The organism is Stenotrophomonas sp. MH181796 (assembly GCF_009659995.1).
Lineage (GTDB): Bacteria > Pseudomonadota > Gammaproteobacteria > Xanthomonadales > Xanthomonadaceae > Stenotrophomonas > Stenotrophomonas riyadhensis.
On sequence record NZ_RAHU01000006.1, the window covers coordinates 288,399 to 305,568 of the forward strand.

Here is a 17,170-nt window from a genome sequence, read left to right on the forward strand (position 1 = left end):
GCATGATCCGTCGCCTGCACGACACCAACGACCTGGTGCGCGCGTTCCCGCGCGTGCATTTCGTCGGCATCGGCGGCACCGGCATGAGCGGCATCGCCGAAGTGATGCTGACGCTGGGCTATGAAGTGTCCGGCTCGGACAACGCCGACAACGTGGCGACCCGTCGCCTGGCCAGCCTGGGTGCGCGCATCATGCGCGGCCACTCCGCGGCCAACGTGCTGGGCACCGATTGCGTGGTGGTCTCCAGTGCCATCCGCGAAGACAACCCGGAACTGATGGAAGCGCGCAGCCAGCGCATTCCGATCATGCCGCGTGCGGCGATGCTGGCCGAGCTGATGCGCTTCCGCCGTGGCATCGCGGTGGCCGGTACCCATGGCAAGACCACCACCACCAGCCTCACCGCCGCGGTGCTGAGCGAAGGCGGCCTGGACCCGACCTTCGTGATCGGTGGCCAGCTGCTGGCCGCCGGCGCCAACGCCAAGCTGGGTGGTGGGCAATGGCTGGTGGCCGAGGCCGACGAAAGCGATGGCAGCTTCCTGCGCCTGAACCCGCTGATGTCGATCATCACCAACATCGATGCAGACCACCTGGAGAACTACGGCAACGACTTCGCCCGCGTGCAGGCGGCGTTCGCCGAGTTCCTGCAGCGCCTGCCGTTCTACGGCCTGGCGGTGCTGTGCATCGACGATCCGGAAGTGGCGGCTCTGGCTGCCAAGACCCCGCGCCACGTGATGAGCTACGGCATGAGCCCGCAGGCCGACGTGCGCGCCGAGAACGTGGTGCAGGAAGGCTCGCGCATGCGCTTCACCCTGCGCCTGCCGCAGGGCACCAGCCAGGAAGTGGTGCTGGCGCTGCCGGGCAAGCACAACGTGCTGAATGCACTGGCCGCCGCCGCAGTGGGCTGGCAGCTGGGCGTGGCCCCGGATGCGATCGCGCGCGCACTGGAAGGCTTTGCCGGTGTCGGTCGTCGCTTCAACGATCTGGGCGAAGTGACCACCGCCAGCGGCGCCAAGGTGCGCATCATCGACGACTACGGCCATCACCCGAGCGAGCTGGAGGCGGTGTTCGCCGCGGCCCGCGGCGGCTGGGCCGACAAGCGCCTGGTGGTGGCCTTCCAGCCGCACCGCTACAGCCGTACCCGCGACCAGTTCGACAAGTTCGCCGCGGTGCTGTCCAGCGTCGATGCACTGGTGCTGAGCGAGGTCTACCCGGCCGGCGAGGAACCCATTGCCGGTGCCGATTCGCATGCGCTGGCCCGCGCCATCCGCGCGCGCGGCCGCAGCGAACCGGTGGTGGTGGGCAAGGCCGCCGAGCTGGCCAGCGTGCTGCCGGACGTGCTGCAGGACGGTGACCTGCTGCTGATGATGGGCGCCGGCGACATCGGTGCCGTGGCCACCCATATTGCGGTGGAAGGCTTCAAGGGGGAGGGCGAGGCGTGAGCGCGCTGACCTTCCCGCCGCTGCGCGTGACCGACCCGGCCGTGTTCGGTCGCGTCGCCGTGCTGCTCGGCGGCAGTTCCAGCGAACGCGAGGTGTCGCTGGATTCCGGCCGCAACGTGCTCGAAGCCCTGCAGTCGCGTGGCGTCGATGCGTTCGCCGTGGACGGCATCCCGGCGCTGGCCAAGGCGCTCGCCGCCGGCGGCATCGACCGTGTGTTCAACATCCTGCACGGCCACAACGGTGGCGGTGAGGACGGCATCGTACAGGGCTTGATGGATGCCTTCGGCGTGCCGTATACCGGCTCGAGCGTGCTGGGTTCGGCGCTGAGCATGGACAAGATCCGCACCAAGCAGGTGTGGCTGACGCTGGGCCTGCCGACGCCGCAGTACCGCAAGGTCACTGCCGAGGACGTGCACGCCAATGCCGCCGAACTCGGCCTGCCGGTGGTGGTGAAGCCGGCCAACGAAGGCTCCAGCGTGGGCATCAGCCGGGTCACCGACGAGGCGAGCCTGGACGAGGCGGTGGCCCTGGCCGCCCGCTACGACGGCCAGCTGCTGATGGAGCAGATGGTGGTCGGCGACGAACTGACGGTGGCCATCCTCGGCGACGTTGCGCTGCCGTCGATCCGCATCGTGCCCAAGGGCCAGTGGTACGACTACAACGCCAAGTACATTGCCGAAGACACCCAGTACCTGTGCCCGGGCCTGGACGGTGACGCCGAAGAGGAAATCCGGCGCATCGCGCTGGCCGCATTCCGTGCCGCTGGCTGCCGTGGCTGGGGCCGCGTGGACGTGATGCGTGATCGCGACAGCGGCCGTTTCTTCCTGCTGGAAGTGAACACCGCGCCGGGCATGACCAGCCACTCGCTGGTGCCCAAGGCGGCCCGCCAGGCCGGCATCGGTTTCGAGGAGCTGGTGTGGCGTGTGCTGGAACAGACCCTGGAGGCCTCGCACGCATGAACGCGGTGCTGCGCATCTTCGTCTGGCTGTTGGCGCTGTCGGTGGTTGCACTGCCGGTGGTGGCCGTAGTCAATGGCTGGGTCGGCGCCGAGCGCTGGCCGCTGGCGAAGCTGCGCGTGCATGGTGAGTTCAAGCGGGTGCCGGCCGAGCAGCTGCAGCAGGTGCTGCTGCCGTACGCGCATGCGGGCTTCTTCGCGGTCAAGCTGCAGGACGCGCAGGACGCACTGGAACAGCTGCCCTGGGTGGAAAGCGCGCAGGTGCGCAAGCAGTGGCCGGACGTGCTGGAAGTGACCCTGGTCGAGCACAAGCCGTTCGCGCGCTGGGGCAACGACCGCCTGGTCTCCGAGCAGGGCAAGTTGTTCCCCACGCCGAAGAAGCTGGCCGATCTGGCGCTGCCCGAACTGGACGGCCCGGACAGCCAGACCGAAGAAGTGATGAAGCTGTACAGCGACTCGCGTGCATTGTTCGCACCGGCCGGCGTGGACGTGCGCCGGGTGACGATGGACGCGCGCGGCAGCTGGTCGCTGGTGCTGAGCAACGGCACCGAAGTGGTGGTCGGCCGTGACGACGCGCGCTCGCGCATGCAGCGCTTCGTCAAGGTGCTGCCGCAGCTCAACCGCCAGGATGCGCCGATCGAGCGCGCCGACCTTCGTTACACCAATGGTTTCACGCTGAGCTGGGGTACCCCGGCCACGCCGGCGAAAACGCCGGCGACCCCGGCCAGCAGGACGCAGGAAAGGACATGAATCGCAAGGGTGACAAATCGCTGATCGTTGGCCTGGACATCGGCACCTCCAAGGTGGTGGCGCTGGTGGGCGAGTACTCGCCGGGCAATCCGATCGAAGTGATCGGCATCGGCTCGCACGAGTCGCGCGGGCTCAAGCGTGGCGTGGTGGTGGACATCGAATCGACCGTGCAGTCGATCCAGCGCGCGGTGGAAGAAGCCGAGCTGATGGCCGGCTGCGAGATCCGCTCGGTGTATGCCTCGATTTCCGGCAACCACGTGCAGTGCAAGAACTCGCCTGGCATCGTGCCGATCCGCGACGGCGAGGTGACCTGGGGCGACCTGGATCGCGTGCTCGATGCGGCCAAGGCGGTGGCGATTCCGGCCGACCAGAAGATCCTGCATGCGATCCCGCGCGAGTATGTGCTGGACGATTCGCAGGAAGGCATCCGCAATCCGGTCGGCATGACCGGCGTGCGCCTGGAGGTGCACGCGCACCTGGTGGTGTGCGCGCAGTCCGCTGCGGCCAACATCAGCAAGTGCGTGCAGCGCTGTGGCCTGCAGGTGGACGACCTGGTGCTGTCCTCGCTGGCCTCCAGCGTGGCCGTGCTGACCGCCGACGAGCGCGAGCTGGGCGTGGTGCTGGTCGATATGGGCGCCGGTACCACCGATATCGCGGTGTTCGTGCAGGGCGCGATCTGCCACACGGCCTCGCTGCCGATCGCCGGCGACCACGTCACCAACGACATCGCGCACATGCTGCGCACGCCGACCCCGGAGGCCGAGCAGATCAAGGTGCGCTACGCCTGCGCCCTGGCCCAGCTGGCCACCGCCGAGGAAAGCATCCAGGTGCCGTCGGTGGGTGATCGCCCGCCGCGCCGCATGCCGCGCCATTCGCTGGCGCAGGCAGTGCAGGGCCGCTACGAGGAAATCTTCGAGATGGTGCAGGCCGAACTGCGCCGCTCCGGCTTCGAGGAGCTGGTGCGCGCCGGCATGGTGCTGACCGGTGGTGCCTCGAAGATGGAAGGCGTGGTCGAACTGGCCGAGGAAATGCTGCAGATGCCGGTGCGCGTGGGTATCCCGCAGCACGTCACCGGCCTCGGCGAAGTGGTGGGCAACCCGGTGCATGCCACCGGCGTGGGCCTGCTGCTGATGGGCAGCCAGATCGAGCACCCGCGGCGGCCGTCGCTGCCGACCGGGCGCGCTGGAAGCATGTTCAAGAAACTCAAGACCTGGTTCCGCGGCGAGTTCTGACGCGGAACCCGTAACACCGGGCATCGCCCGGGCGCAGCACCCGCAGTACCCGTAGCACAACGCAACACCGGCAACACACAACCCACACAGCCGCAACGTCGGCATGCAGCAGGACGGCAGGACGCCCGAATGCCCATGCCCGCCAAAGCGGATACAACGAGGACACGGACATGGCGCATTTTGAACTGATCGAAAAGATGGCACCCAATGCGGTGATCAAGGTGGTTGGCGTGGGCGGCGGCGGCGGCAATGCCGTGGCGCACATGGTCAACTCGGCGGTGGATGGCGTGGAATTCATCACCGCCAACACCGACTCGCAGGCCATCAAGAATTGTGGTGCCAAGCTGCAGCTGCAGCTGGGTACCAACGTGACCAAGGGCCTGGGCGCAGGCGCGAACCCGGAAGTCGGCCGTCAGGCCGCGCTGGAAGACCGTGAGCGCATCATGGACGCCCTGCAGGGTGCGGACATGGTGTTCATCACCGCCGGCATGGGCGGTGGTACCGGCACCGGCGCTGCGCCGGTGGTGGCACAGCTGGCCAAGGAAATGGGCATCCTGACCGTGGCCGTGGTCACCAAGCCGTTCCCGTTCGAAGGCCGTCGCCGCATGCAGGTGGCGCTGAAGGGCATCGAGGAACTGAGCCAGCACTGCGACTCGCTGATCACCATCCCGAACGAGAAGCTGATCACCGTGCTGGGTCGCAACGCGACCATGATCCAGGCCTTCCGTGCCGCCAACGACGTGCTGCAGGGCGCCGTGCAGGGCATCGCCGACCTGATCGTGCGTCCGGGCCTGATCAACGTCGACTTCGCCGACGTGCGCACCGTCATGTCCGAAATGGGCCTGGCGATGATGGGTACCGGCACCGCCCGTGGCGATGACCGCGCCCAGGCCGCCGCCGAAGCCGCGATCCAGAACCCGCTGCTGGACGATGTGAACCTGGCCGGTGCCAACGGCATCCTGGTCAACATCACCGCCGGCGCCGACTTCACCATGGCCGAGTTCGACGAGATCGGCCGCACCATCGATGGCTTCGCTTCCGAGGACGCCACCGTGGTGGTCGGTACCGTGCTGGATCCGGACATGCAGGACGAAGTGCGCGTGACCGTGGTCGCTACCGGCCTGAACCGCGTGTCGGCCAGCAAGGCCCAGCGTCCGGGCGAGCGTGCGCCGATCAAGCTGGTCCGCAATGCCACCACCGGCCAGCCGGAATTCGGCGAGTTCGACAACGGCGGCGACGCCGTGTCCAAGGCCGTGGGCGGCATGGGTCTGGGCCTGCGTCGCGCCAGCAGCGATACCGCGGCAGCCTCCGCTCCCTCGGCCCCGGCCGCTTCGGCCCCGGCGGCGGCGGAACTGCCGAACGATTACCTGGACATCCCGGCCTTCCTGCGCCGCCAGGCGGACTAAGCGGGGCGCCCGGGGCTTGTCCTCCCCGGGTTGCGCCACCATGTCCTGAAAACGCGGGCGCCGGGCCAGGATGGGTCCGGCTGCCCTGCTTCACGTGCGTCCCCGCGGCGTGCCGGTGCGTCCTGCCGGCAGCCTTCACTGGCGTTTCAGCCAGGGTAGGGGAGGGCGCGTGTTAATCTAATGTGTCACTTCCGGCCCATCCCCCATGATCCAGCAACGCACCCTCAAGAACACGATCCGCGCCACCGGCGTTGGCCTGCACAGCGGTGACAAGGTCTACATGACCCTGCGCCCGGCACCGGTCAACCATGGGATCGTGTTCCGTCGCGTGGACCTGGACCCGGTGGTGGAAGTGCCGGCCAAGGCCGAACTGGTCACCGAAGTGACCCTGTGCACCGGCCTGACCTGCAACGACGCCAAGATCCAGACCGTCGAACACCTGATGTCGGCGCTGGCCGGCCTGGGTGTGGACAACATCATCGTCGAACTGTCCTCGGCCGAGCTGCCGATCATGGACGGTTCGGCCGGCCCGTTCGTGTTCCTGCTGCAGTCGGCAGGCATCGTGGAACAGGACGCGCCCAAGCGCTTCATCCGCGTGCTGAAGACCGTGGAAGTGACCGAGGGCGACAAGGTGGCCCGCTTCACCCCGTACGAGGGCTACAAGCTGGGCTTCACCATCCAGTTCGACCACCCGATGATCCCGGCCAAGCAGTCGCGCCAGGAAATCGAGTTCTCGACGCTGGCCTACACCAAGGAAATCTCCCGCGCGCGCACCTTCGGTTTCATGCGCGACCTGGAATACATGCGCGAGCGCAACCTGGGCCTGGGCGGTTCGATGGACAACGCCATCGTGCTGGACGAGTTCCGCGTGCTCAACGAAGACGGCCTGCGCTACGCCGACGAATTCGTGCGCCACAAGATCCTCGACGCGATCGGCGACCTCTATCTGGCCGGTGGCCAGGTGCTGGGCGCCTACGAAGGCTTCAAGTCCGGCCACGCGCTCAACAACAAGCTGGTGCGGGCGCTGATGGCCGACGCGACCGCCTGGGAATGGGTCAGCTTCGACTCGCCGGCCACCCCGGATCCGGTCGAATACGCTACCCCGGCCTACGCCTGATCATTCCAGGTCATTGAAACGAAAGACAAAAACGCCGCCTGAAAGGGCGGCGTTGTCGTTTCCGGCGCCGACGGCGCATTCAGCGTACTTTGAAAGTTTCAAGGCCGGTTCGAGGTCACGGTTTTGTGAACCTGTTGGATCGGAAGCCTGAATTTAACGTAATTTTAACAACAATCTAACGACAGGCCCCCGGATGGCAGCTAGGATGCGACCCGGCCCCCGAAATGTTTCACGCCGTGGTGACACGCGCGACGGGGAGCGGAGCCGGATGCTCCGTTGTCGTCAGGACCGCTTCTTCGGCTTCGAAGGAACGTCCTGCAGGCAAGCCAAGGCGTCGCGTAGCCCTTTGTGCGTGGCGGCTGAAACTGCGTGGGGTCCATTCCGGTTGTCGAGCGCTGGGGAGCGCGTGGGAGTGGGAGACGCAGTCTTGATGGTCACCCTGGTGGCCTTCAGCCCGATGGAACGGGCCGCGTCGAGCAACTGGGCTTCGGCAAGCCGCAACTTGGCATGCCAGACCGGGGACTCGACGAGAAAAACGAGGTGTTCCCCGTCCACATTGGCCAGCCGGCAACGGCTGCGCAGAGGTGGCGGCAACTGGGGGCGCAACTGACGGTCCAGCGCGTCGAGCCACAAGGCACGCCGCAGCGGGTTCCCGCTTTTGTCCGCCATCACCGCATCCAGCGCCGGCTTCGGCACTGACGCGGGGCGAACGCTGGATTTCGGCTCAGACATGAAAACTCACTGATGGCATTCAAAAAGATCGTAATCAAAACGCGTGAAGGACAGGCCAAGTCGTCGCCGATCGCGCGTTTGCGGTTCTATTTCGAGGACCGCCCCCGCGCCCTGCTGGGCAGCGTGCTCGGGGTAGGCTGCATTATCGGCCTTGCCGGCGGCATTGGCGCCAGCGCGCTGAATGATTCCCGCCTGCAGGCCAAGGTCGAGCGCCAGGATGCGGAGCTGGCCAAGGTCAAGCGCGATGCGCAGACCCAGGTCAACGCGCTGGCGGCCCGCCTCGGCGAGCTGCAGGCCCAGGCCACCCGCCTCAACGCCCTTGGCGAACGGCTGACCCAGATGGGCAAGCTGGAAGACGGCGAGTTCGACTTCAACGAGACCCCCGGTCTCGGTGACGGCGACGCCGGCGGCCCGACCAGCGACATCCCGGTCAAGGACGTCAACGCCGACTTACAGGTGCTGGAGCAGCGCTTCGCTGCTTCAGGCCGCCAGTTGTCGGTGATGGAATCGCTGATGTTCGACCACCAGCTGCAGCAGAACGCCGTGCCGTCGCGCATGCCGATCCGCAACAGCTACGTGACCTCCGGTTTCGGCACCCGTGCCGACCCGTTCGGCCGCGGTGCCGCCACCCACAAGGGCATGGACTTCCACGCCAAGGTCGGTGACCCGGTGATGGCCGTCGCCGAAGGCGTGGTCAGCTTCGCCGGCGTGAAGGGCGGCTACGGCAACGTGGTCGATGTTGACCACGGTAACGGCTACGTCACCCGCTACGCCCACAATTCGCGCCTGGTGGTGAAGGCCGGTGACCTGGTCCGTGCCGGCCAGGAAGTGGCCAAGGCCGGTTCCACCGGGCGTTCGACCGGTGCCCACGTGCACTTCGAAGTGTGGGAAAACGGCAACGTGGTCAACCCGCGCAAGTTCCTCGGCGACGGCGGCAACACGCCGGTCGGCCGCGTCAGCCGCGGCTGATGCCCGGGTCGGATCCCTTCCGCGCCGCGGGAGGGTTCTGACCCGATGCGGGTGATCTGGTAGTGCCGGCCGCTGGCCGGCAATTCCTTTGAGGGGTCCGAACGAGGTTGCCGGCCAGCGGCCGGCACTACCCCACGGGGTTGAAACCCCTTGCGGCCGTCCCAAGCTACAATGGGTGTTGCCATCGACAGGGCGCCAGGCGCCCTGTTTCGTTTGCGGCGGACGGATCCCAAGGGGGAGGCCGGGCGTCGTGTCCATCCAACCCGGTTCCTTCAATGATCAACAGCCTGCTTACCCGCGTATTTGGCAGTCGTAACGAACGACAGCTGCGCCAGCTCAACCGCATCGTCGCCAAGATCAATGCGCTGGAGCCGGAGATCGAGAAGCTTTCCGACGAGCAGCTTCAGGCCAAGACGCCGGAGTTCAAGCAGCGCATCGCCGACGGTGAAGCCCTGGACAAGGTGCTGCCGGAAGCGTTCGCGGTCTGCCGCGAAGCCGGTCGCCGCGTGCTGGGCATGCGCCACTACGACGTGCAGCTGATCGGTGGCATGGTGCTTCACCTGGGCAAGATCGCAGAAATGCGCACCGGTGAAGGCAAGACCCTGGTGGCGACCCTGCCGGTGTACCTCAACGCGCTGGAAGGCAAGGGCGTGCATGTGGTCACCGTGAACGACTACCTGGCCCGCCGCGACGCCGCGCAGATGGGCAAGCTGTACAACTGGCTGGGCCTGAGCGTGGGCGTGGTGTACCCGGGCATGCCGCACAGCGACAAGCGCGAAGCCTACGCCTCGGACATCACCTACGGCACCAACAACGAATTCGGCTTCGACTACCTGCGCGACAACATGGCGCTGTCCAAGGCCGACCGCTACCAGCGCGGCCTGCACTACGCCATCGTCGACGAAGTCGACTCCATCCTGATCGACGAAGCGCGTACCCCGCTGATCATCTCCGGCCCGGCCGACGACTCCCCGGAGCTGTACATCCGCGTCAACCGTGTCGTACCGAACCTGGTCAAGCAGGAAGCGGAAGACGGCGAAGGCGACTTCTGGGTCGACGAGAAGGGCAAGCAGGTGCACCTGTCCGAAGCGGGCATGGAGCACGCCGAGCAGCTGCTGGTCGAGGCCGGCATCCTCGACGGCGAGACCGAAGGCCTGTACGCGCCGCAGAACCTGACCGTGGTCCACCACCTCAACGCCGCACTGCGCGCGCACGCGATCTACCAGCGTGACGTGGACTACATCGTGCGCGATGGCGAAGTGGTCATCGTCGATGAGTTCACCGGCCGCACCCTGTCCGGCCGCCGCTGGTCCGATGGCCTGCACCAGGCGGTGGAAGCGAAGGAAGGCGTGCCGGTCCAGCGCGAGAACCAGACGCTGGCGAGCATCACCTTCCAGAACCTGTTCCGCATGTACAAGAAGCTGTCCGGCATGACCGGTACGGCCGATACCGAAGCCTTCGAGTTCCAGAGCATCTATGGCCTGGAAGTGGTGGTGATCCCGACCAACCGCCCGACCATCCGCAAGGACAGCCCGGACCAGGTGTTCCTGAACCGCAAGGGCAAGTTCAATGCGGTGCTGGCCGACATCGAGGAGTGCGCCAAACGCGGCCAGCCGGTGCTGGTGGGTACCACCTCGATCGAAACCTCGGAAATGCTGTCCGAGCACCTGCGCAAGGCCGGCGTGAAGCACGAAGTGCTCAACGCCAAGCAGCATGACCGCGAAGCGACCATCGTCGCCAATGCCGGCCGTCCGGCGGCCGTGACCATCGCCACCAACATGGCCGGCCGCGGTACCGACATCGTGCTGGGCGGTTCGCTGGAAGCGGAGATCCACGAGCTGGGCGAGGGCGCGACCGATGAGCAGAAGGCTGCGGTCAAGGCCGAATGGCAGAAGCGCCACGAGGCGGTGAAGGCTGCGGGCGGCCTGCACATCGTCGGTACCGAGCGCCATGAATCGCGTCGTATCGATAACCAGCTGCGTGGCCGTTCCGGCCGCCAGGGTGACCCGGGTTCGTCCCGCTTCTACCTGTCGCTGGAAGACAACCTGATGCGCATCTTCGCCTCCGACTGGGTGCAGAAGGCCATGCGCATGATGGGCATGAAGGAAGACGACGTCATCGAGGACCGCCTGGTCAGCCGCCAGATCGAGAAGGCGCAGCGCAAGGTCGAGGCCCACAACTTCGATATCCGCAAGAACCTGCTGGACTTCGACGACGTCAACAACGACCAGCGCAAGGTGATCTACGCCCAGCGTGACGAACTGCTGGACGCCGAGTCGGTCAAGGACAACGTCGACGGTATCCGCGACGACGTGATCTTCGACGTGGTGGCCCGCTTCGTGCCGCCGAACTCGATCGACGAGCAGTGGGACCTGCGTGGCCTGGAAGCGACCCTGGAGTCGGACTTCGGCCTGCAGATGTCGCTGACCGACCTGGTCAAGGAACACGAGGAACTGGACGCCGAGGCGATTGCCGCCAAGGTGCAGGAACGCGTCAACCAGCACTTCGCCGAGAAGGAAGCCGGCGTGGGCGAAGAGACCATGCGCGCGCTGGAGAAGCACGTGATGCTGACCGTGCTGGACCAGAGCTGGAAGGAGCACCTGGCCCGCATGGATTACCTGCGCCAGGGCATCTACCTGCGTGGTTACGCGCAGAAGCAGCCGAAGCAGGAATACAAGAAGGAAGCCTTCGAGCTGTTCTCGGACATGCTGGAGAACGTCAAGCGCGAAGTGGTGACCCTGCTGTCGCGCGTGCGCATCCGCAGCGACGAGGAAGTGCAGGCGCTGGAAGCCGCCGAGCGCCAGCAGGCCGAAGCACGCCTGAGCCAGTCGCAGTTCCAGCACCAGGACGTGGGCGGCTACAGCGCCGACGAGGAAGCCGCGCAGGTGCAGGCTGCCCAGCAGGGCGTGGCGCAGATGCAGCGCGACGAGCCGAAGATCGGCCGCAACGATCCATGCCCGTGCGGCAGTGGCAAGAAGTACAAGCACTGCCACGGCCAGCTGAGCTGATCCCGACGAGCCCCGCGAAAGCGGGGCTTTTCGTTTGTGGCGGGGCAACCGCACCGGATCCGTGATTGCGCCGGTCGCCCTGTTCTGGGCATGCTTCCCCCATGGCTTCCCCCACCCGATCGATCCACGTTGTAGCGGCCGTCATCACCGATGCCCGTGGCCGCGTGCTGCTCAACCGCCGTACCGAGAACCGCGACATGGCCGGCCTGTGGGAATTCCCCGGCGGCAAGCGCGAATCCGGCGAGACCTCCGAACAGGCGCTGGTGCGCGAGCTGCGCGAGGAGCTGGGCATCGAGGCCGATGTCGGCGACTGGCTGATGGACGTGCCGCAGCGCTATCCGGACAAGCACCTGACCCTGGAGGTGCGCCACGTGCGCAGCTGGAAGGGCACCCCACGCGGACGTGAGGGGCAGGCGATCACCTGGGTGGCGCCGGACAAGCTGGGCCGCTATTCGATGCCACCGGCCGACCTGCCGGTGGTGGCCGCCCTGCGCCAGCCCGACAGCTACCTGATCACCCCGGCGCCGGCCGATGACGCCGACGGCGTGCAGCATTGGCATGAGCAGCTTCAGCGTGTGGTGGCGGCGGGCCAGCAGCGCATCCAGCTGCGGTTGCCGATGGCGCATCCGCAGCGCCAGGCGATGGTCGAACAGGTCGTGCGCGCGCATCGTCGCAGCGGGGTGCAGTGGTTGCTCAACCGCGATATCGAGCTGGCACGCGCATTGGGCGTGGGGGTGCACCTGGGCAGCGAACAGCTGCTGGAGCTGTCGCAGCGTCCACTGCCCGAAGGCCAGCTGGTGGCCGCGTCCTGCCATGACCTGCAGCAGCTGCAGGCCGCACAGCGGCTGGGCTGCGACTTCGCCGTGCTGGGTCCGGTGCAGGCCACGGCCAGCCATCCCGATGCCGTGCCGCTGGGCTGGGATGCCTTCGCCGAGCTGCGTGCGCAGGTGTCACTACCGATCTACGCGCTGGGTGGCATGGGCAGTGGCCATGTCTCCGAGGCGCGCCGCCATGGCGGGCAGGGCATCGCCGCCATCCGCGGGCTGTGGCCGGCGTGATGCAAACAGGGTCGGATCCCCGCAACGCGGGGCTCTGACCCCATCGCTGGGATCGGGGGTCAGAGCCCTTTCCGCAGGAAAGGGATCCGACCCCTGGCGATCACAGTGTGATCCAGAAGCACCCGTATTGCCGTCGCAACCCCAGCACCGTCGAAGCGCGCGACGCGCTGCCGGGCAGGGTCTGCTCCAGGCGCAGGCCGACCGGATGGCGCACGGCCGGGGGCTCAGGGTCGGATCCCTGCGCCGCAGGGCTCTGACCCTCATCCTGAGATTGCGGCAGCGCCTGCGAGGGATACACCGGCACCACGTCGACCAGCGGCCGCCGCGCCAACGATTCCAGCTGGCCGAGGATGCGCTGCGCGCCCGCATCGGAAACGGCGCCCCACAGGTACAGCGAGGACAGCCGGTTCACGTCGTTGCTGAGGATGCCGGTACGCAGTGCATCCACCAGTTCGCTCAGCCGCCGTGGGCAGCGTGCCCCGAGGGTGTCGCGCTGCAGGGTATTGCCGGCGGGCGCAGGCGATGGCAGCCGCGACTGCGCACCCAGGCTGTCGCAGGGACGGTCGGTATACACGCTTTGGCCCTGGGCATCGGTGCAGCGGTTCAGGCGCGTAGCCTGCGCGTGGACATCGCTCGATAGCACGCACAGCGGCAGCAGCAACAGCAGGAAAGAAAGCCGGATCATCCTCGCAGGGTAGCGCCGATCACGCTTGCGCGCCGTGCTTTCAGCCCTGCAGCAGCTTCAGTACCGAGGTGGTCGGCTTGGCCAGGTTCAAGGTGTAGAAGTGCAGGCCGGGAGCGCCGCCCTCGATCAGGCGCTGGCACAGCTTGGCCACCACTTCAGTGCCGAATGCACGCACCGACTCCGCATCATCGCCATAGGCCTGCATCTTGCGGCTGATCCAGCGCGGGATCTCCGCACCGCACTGTTCGGAGAAGCGGCGCAGCTGGCTGAAGTTGGCGATCGGCATGATGCCGGGCGTGATCGGCACCTGCACACCCAGCCGCCGCACTTCGTCGACGAAATGGAAGTACGCGTCCGGGTTGAAGAAGTACTGGGTGATCGCCGCATCGGCACCGGCGTCGATCTTGGCCTTGAAGTGCTTCAGGTCGGCCAGTGCGTCGGAAGCCTGCGGGTGCGTTTCGGGGTACGCGCCCACTTCGATATGGAACGCATCCCCGTGCTCGGCGCGGATGAAGTCGATCAGTTCGGCGGCATAGCGCATGTCACCGGGGAAGCCCATGCCCGATGGCAGATCGCCGCGCAGCGCGACCAGGCGGCGGCAGCCGATGGCGCGGTACAGCTTGAGCAGCTCGCGGATTTCCTGACGGGTGCCACCGACGCAGGACAGGTGCGGTGCGGCATCGAAGCCATGGTGCTGGTTGAGGTGGCGCACGGTCTCGGAGGTGTAGCTCAGGGTCGAGCCACCGGCACCGAAGGTGCACGACACGTACTCGGGGCCGTAGTCCTTCAACCTGGCCGCGGCGCGGTCCAGCTGGCTGCGCTGTTCGTCGGTCTTGGGCGGATAGAACTCGAAGCTGATGGCGGTCATGGCACGGGCGGCAGCGGCGGGTGCGGATCAGTATATCGCTTCATCAAGATGGATGTTGTCAATTTGTGCGGGTGCGCACCGTCCGTCGCCTGCGACCGTTCGCCCCGGCGATCGGCCGCTGCTCCGAAATCGCAACCCGGGTGCCGTGGCCGGCGGCACGCTGTTCCCATCCCGGCAACACCCACCCGACGAAGGAGCAGACGATGAAGATCTTCCTGGCACTCTGGTATGCAATGAAGGCCCTGGCCCGGCTGGCGATGATCGGCATGGCGATGGCCGTGCTCGGTTCCGGCTCGGCGCACGCCGCCAGCGCCAGCGCCCCGGCGGCGGGCAAGGTGCAGGTCGAGGTGGTCGGCAAGGGCCGCCCGCTGCTGATGATCCCCGGTCTCAACAGCAGTGCTGAGGTCTGGCGCGAGACCTGCCTGGCCCTGAAGGATGTGCAGTGCCATCTGGTGCAGCTGCCGGGCTTTGTCGGCGCCGCAGCCGCTGATCCGCGCCCGGCCGAGTTCCTGCCGGCGATGCGCGGGCAACTGCTGGCCTACCTGCATGACCAGCACCTGGGGCCGGTGGTGGTGGTTGGCCACAGCCTCGGTGGCCTGCTGGGCCTGCAGATGGCGCAGGCCGAGCCGAAGGCGGTCAGCGCGCTGGTGGTGGTTGACGCCCTGCCATTCCTGCCGGCCGCGCGTGACCCGAAGGCCACCGCTGACAGCGTGCGGCCGATGGCCGACCAGCTGCGCAAGGGCATGCTGGCCGCCGACGCCGCGCAATGGCAGGCGCAGTTGAAGGCGGGCCTGCCGGGGATGACCCGCGATCCGCAGCGCCAGGCCGAACTGGGCCGCTGGGGCGAAGACAGCGACCGCCAGACCACGGCCGATGCCATGCATGCGGTGATGACCACCGATCTGCGTGACAGCATCGCTTCGATCTCCGCACCGACGCTGGTGCTGGGCAGCTGGGCCGGCTACCAGCCGATGGGTGGCACCGAGGACGGCACCCGGGCGGTATTCCAGTCGCAGTACGCGAAACTGCGGGGCGTGCAGATCGCGATGAGCGCGCAGGGTTTCCACTTCCTGATGTGGGATGATCCGCGCTGGTTGCAGGAACAGGTGCAGCGTTTCCTCGCCGCGCATCCCTGACCGTTGTCCGCCCTCCTGCCATCGCCGAGAGCCCGCATGGACGCCACCACGTCATCCCGCCGCTTCTGGACGCTCAACGCACTGGCATGGGCTGGCTATGCGATGTACGGGCTGTGGGTCGGCACGCGGATCGGCGGCGGTGCGGTGTTCAGTGGCATCGTGTTGATCACCGTCAGCGTGGCGGTCTCACTCTGGTTGTGCAGCGGCGCACTGCGTTCGATTGCACTGCGCCAGCGCTGGTGGGATGCGAGCCTGGCCAGCCTGGTACTGAAGCTGGCCGCCGGTGTGGTGCTCGGGGCCAGCGTCGCTCAGGCGGTAACGGCGGCGCTGCTGCTGCCGGCACTGGCGCTGGGCTGGGTGCAACTGCCTGGCGGCCATGCGGATTACCAGTGGTCTTCGCTGCTGGTGTACTGGATGAACACCGCGTTGTTCCTGCTGATGTGGACCGGCTTGTGGGCGGGCCTGCACGGCCTGCGGCGGGCACGCCACAGTGAGCTGGCCCGCCTGCGCGCCGAGGCCGAACGCAGCGCCCTGGAGCGCGATGCGCTGCGTGCGCGGCTCAACCCGCACTTCATGTTCAATGCGCTGAACAACCTGCGTGCGCTGATCCTGGAAGACCCGGAACGGGCCCGCGACATGGTCACCCGCTTGTCGCGCACGCTGCGCCAGGCGCTGGCGCACAACCGCAGCGAGCAGGTCACGCTGGCCGAGGAACTGGCGGTGGTCGACGACTACCTGGCCATCGAGGCGGTCCATTTTGAACAGCGCCTGCAGGTGCGGCAGCAGATCGATGCCGATGCCATGCAGGCGCAGCTGCCGGCGATGGCGTTGCAGCTGCTGGTGGAGAACGCGATCAAGCACGGCATCGCCAGCCGCCCGGGCGGCGGCGAGGTGCAGATCCATGCCACGCTGGACAATGACGTGCTGCGCCTGCAGGTGGACAATCCGCTGGCCAGCGTCAGCGAGCCCACCCACGGACATGGCGTCGGCCTGGCCTACCTGCGTGCGCAGCTCGGTACGCAAGGTCGTTTCACCCTGCAGCCGGTCGGCGACCGCATGCAGGCCCTGCTGGAGATTCCGCAATGAATGGCGTGCTGCGCGTGTTGATCGTTGATGATGCGCGGCTGGCGCGGCAGGAGCTGCGCACGCTGTTGTCGGCGCTGCCGTGGGTGCAGTGCGTGGGCGAGGCCGACGATGTGCCGGCCGCGCGCGAGGCGATCGCCACGCTGGCCCCGGACCTGGTGCTGCTGGATGTGCAGATGCCCTCCGGCAGCGGCTTCGACGTGCTGGACGGCCTGGAGGTGGTGCCGGCCGTGGTCTTCGTTACTGCTTACGACACCTACGCGGTGCGTGCGTTCCAGGCCAATGCGCTGGATTATCTGGTGAAGCCGGTGGAGGCGCCGCGCTTGCTGGAGGCGCTGGAGCGGGCGCGCCAGCGCGAAGTGGTGGCGGCCGAAACGCCGGAGTCGCGCGGCACGCTGGGTGCGCAGGACCAGGTGTTCGTGCGCGAGGGCGAACGCTGCTGGTTCGTGGCGGTCTCCGAGATCCGCCGGCTGGTGGTGGATGGCAACTACACGCGGCTGTGGTTCCGCGACCAGAACGCCCTGCTGACCCGCAGCCTGAGCGCGCTGGAAGCACGCCTGCCGCCGGATCTGTTCTTCCGGGCCAACCGCAATACGCTGGTCAACCTGCGCCGCATCCGTGGCGTGACGCCCAGCATCGCTGATGGTTATGACCTGGCGCTGGATGACGGCAGCGAGGTGGAGGTGTCGCGCCGGCAGGCGCGTGAACTGCGTGAACGGATGGCGTTGTAGC

14 protein-coding genes and 1 pseudogene are annotated in these 17,170 nt (G+C 67.2%); 12 read left to right on the forward strand and 3 right to left on the reverse strand.

Annotated features, from left to right (window positions below; all coding sequences use genetic code 11):
• Positions 1–2: 2 nt before the first annotated feature.
• From murC to lpxC, 6 genes and pseudogenes are all read left to right on the forward strand, one after another.
• Positions 3–1,439: a UDP-N-acetylmuramate--L-alanine ligase gene (gene murC, locus D5301_RS16465; protein WP_012510048.1), complete on the forward strand. Its 1,437-nt coding sequence runs from the start codon at positions 3–5 to the stop codon at positions 1,437–1,439.
• A complete protein-coding gene (locus tag D5301_RS16470) occupies positions 1,436–2,398 on the forward strand; it encodes a D-alanine--D-alanine ligase (RefSeq protein ID WP_164161597.1) in 963 nt (320 codons plus the stop codon). Before murC ends, D5301_RS16470 begins: the two co-directional genes overlap by 4 nt.
• Positions 2,395–3,069, forward strand: a pseudogene (locus tag D5301_RS16475) (cell division protein FtsQ/DivIB); the annotation flags it as partial. The gene D5301_RS16470 and the pseudogene D5301_RS16475, both read left to right, overlap by 4 nt.
• 71 nt (positions 3,070–3,140) lie before the next feature.
• The gene (ftsA, locus tag D5301_RS16480) at positions 3,141–4,376 is read left to right on the forward strand and encodes a cell division protein FtsA (RefSeq protein WP_005408083.1); all 1,236 of its coding nucleotides are present in this window, start codon (positions 3,141–3,143) and stop codon (positions 4,374–4,376) included.
• Positions 4,377–4,546: 170 nt separating this feature from the next.
• Positions 4,547–5,782 (forward strand): cell division protein FtsZ, encoded by a 1,236-nt coding sequence (gene ftsZ / locus D5301_RS16485; protein ID WP_153856296.1) that lies wholly within the window; start codon positions 4,547–4,549, stop codon positions 5,780–5,782.
• A 205-nt stretch (positions 5,783–5,987) separates the two neighbouring features.
• The gene (gene lpxC, locus D5301_RS16490; protein ID WP_004143722.1) at positions 5,988–6,899 is read left to right on the forward strand and encodes a UDP-3-O-acyl-N-acetylglucosamine deacetylase; all 912 of its coding nucleotides are present in this window, start codon (positions 5,988–5,990) and stop codon (positions 6,897–6,899) included.
• A 282-nt stretch (positions 6,900–7,181) separates the two neighbouring features.
• Here lpxC and D5301_RS16495 read toward each other — a convergent pair whose 3' ends face one another.
• Positions 7,182–7,631, reverse strand: a complete 450-nt coding sequence (locus D5301_RS16495; RefSeq protein WP_005408086.1) for a DUF721 domain-containing protein — start codon at positions 7,629–7,631, stop codon at positions 7,182–7,184.
• A gap of 12 nt (positions 7,632–7,643) precedes the next feature.
• Between D5301_RS16495 and D5301_RS16500 the strand changes: the two genes are divergently transcribed.
• The 3 genes from D5301_RS16500 (at position 7,644) to D5301_RS16510 (ending at position 12,666) form a co-directional block, all read left to right on the forward strand.
• Positions 7,644–8,600, forward strand: a complete 957-nt coding sequence (locus D5301_RS16500; protein ID WP_033834438.1) for a M23 family metallopeptidase — start codon at positions 7,644–7,646, stop codon at positions 8,598–8,600.
• Positions 8,601–8,875: 275 nt separating this feature from the next.
• Positions 8,876–11,608 carry a preprotein translocase subunit SecA gene (gene secA, locus D5301_RS16505; RefSeq protein WP_110711053.1) on the forward strand — a complete coding sequence of 911 codons (2,733 nt, stop codon included), beginning with the start codon at positions 8,876–8,878 and terminating at the stop codon, positions 11,606–11,608.
• A gap of 101 nt (positions 11,609–11,709) precedes the next feature.
• Positions 11,710–12,666, forward strand: coding sequence for a Nudix family hydrolase (locus tag D5301_RS16510; protein ID WP_153856297.1), 957 nt, complete (start codon positions 11,710–11,712; stop codon positions 12,664–12,666).
• Positions 12,667–12,766: 100 nt separating this feature from the next.
• Here the strand turns inward: D5301_RS16510 and D5301_RS16515 are convergent, their stop codons facing one another.
• Positions 12,767–13,351 carry a DUF4124 domain-containing protein gene (locus D5301_RS16515; protein WP_153856298.1) on the reverse strand — a complete coding sequence of 195 codons (585 nt, stop codon included), beginning with the start codon at positions 13,349–13,351 and terminating at the stop codon, positions 12,767–12,769.
• Positions 13,352–13,391: 40 nt separating this feature from the next.
• On the reverse strand, positions 13,392–14,219 hold the full coding sequence (metF, locus tag D5301_RS16520) for a methylenetetrahydrofolate reductase [NAD(P)H] (protein ID WP_049399801.1): 828 nt from the start codon (positions 14,217–14,219) through the stop codon (positions 13,392–13,394).
• Positions 14,220–14,422: 203 nt separating this feature from the next.
• On the opposite strand from metF, the gene D5301_RS16525 reads away from it, so the two are divergent.
• From D5301_RS16525 to D5301_RS16535, 3 genes are read left to right on the forward strand one after another with little or no spacing between them, the layout of a single operon-like run.
• On the forward strand, positions 14,423–15,355 hold the full coding sequence (locus D5301_RS16525) for an alpha/beta hydrolase (protein ID WP_153856299.1): 933 nt from the start codon (positions 14,423–14,425) through the stop codon (positions 15,353–15,355).
• A gap of 36 nt (positions 15,356–15,391) precedes the next feature.
• Positions 15,392–16,441: a histidine kinase gene (locus D5301_RS16530; protein ID WP_153856300.1), complete on the forward strand. Its 1,050-nt coding sequence runs from the start codon at positions 15,392–15,394 to the stop codon at positions 16,439–16,441.
• Complete coding sequence (locus D5301_RS16535; protein ID WP_153856301.1) at positions 16,438–17,169, forward strand: LytTR family DNA-binding domain-containing protein; 732 nt, start codon at positions 16,438–16,440, stop codon at positions 17,167–17,169. Before D5301_RS16530 ends, D5301_RS16535 begins: the two co-directional genes overlap by 4 nt.
• Position 17,170: the final 1 nt, after the last annotated feature.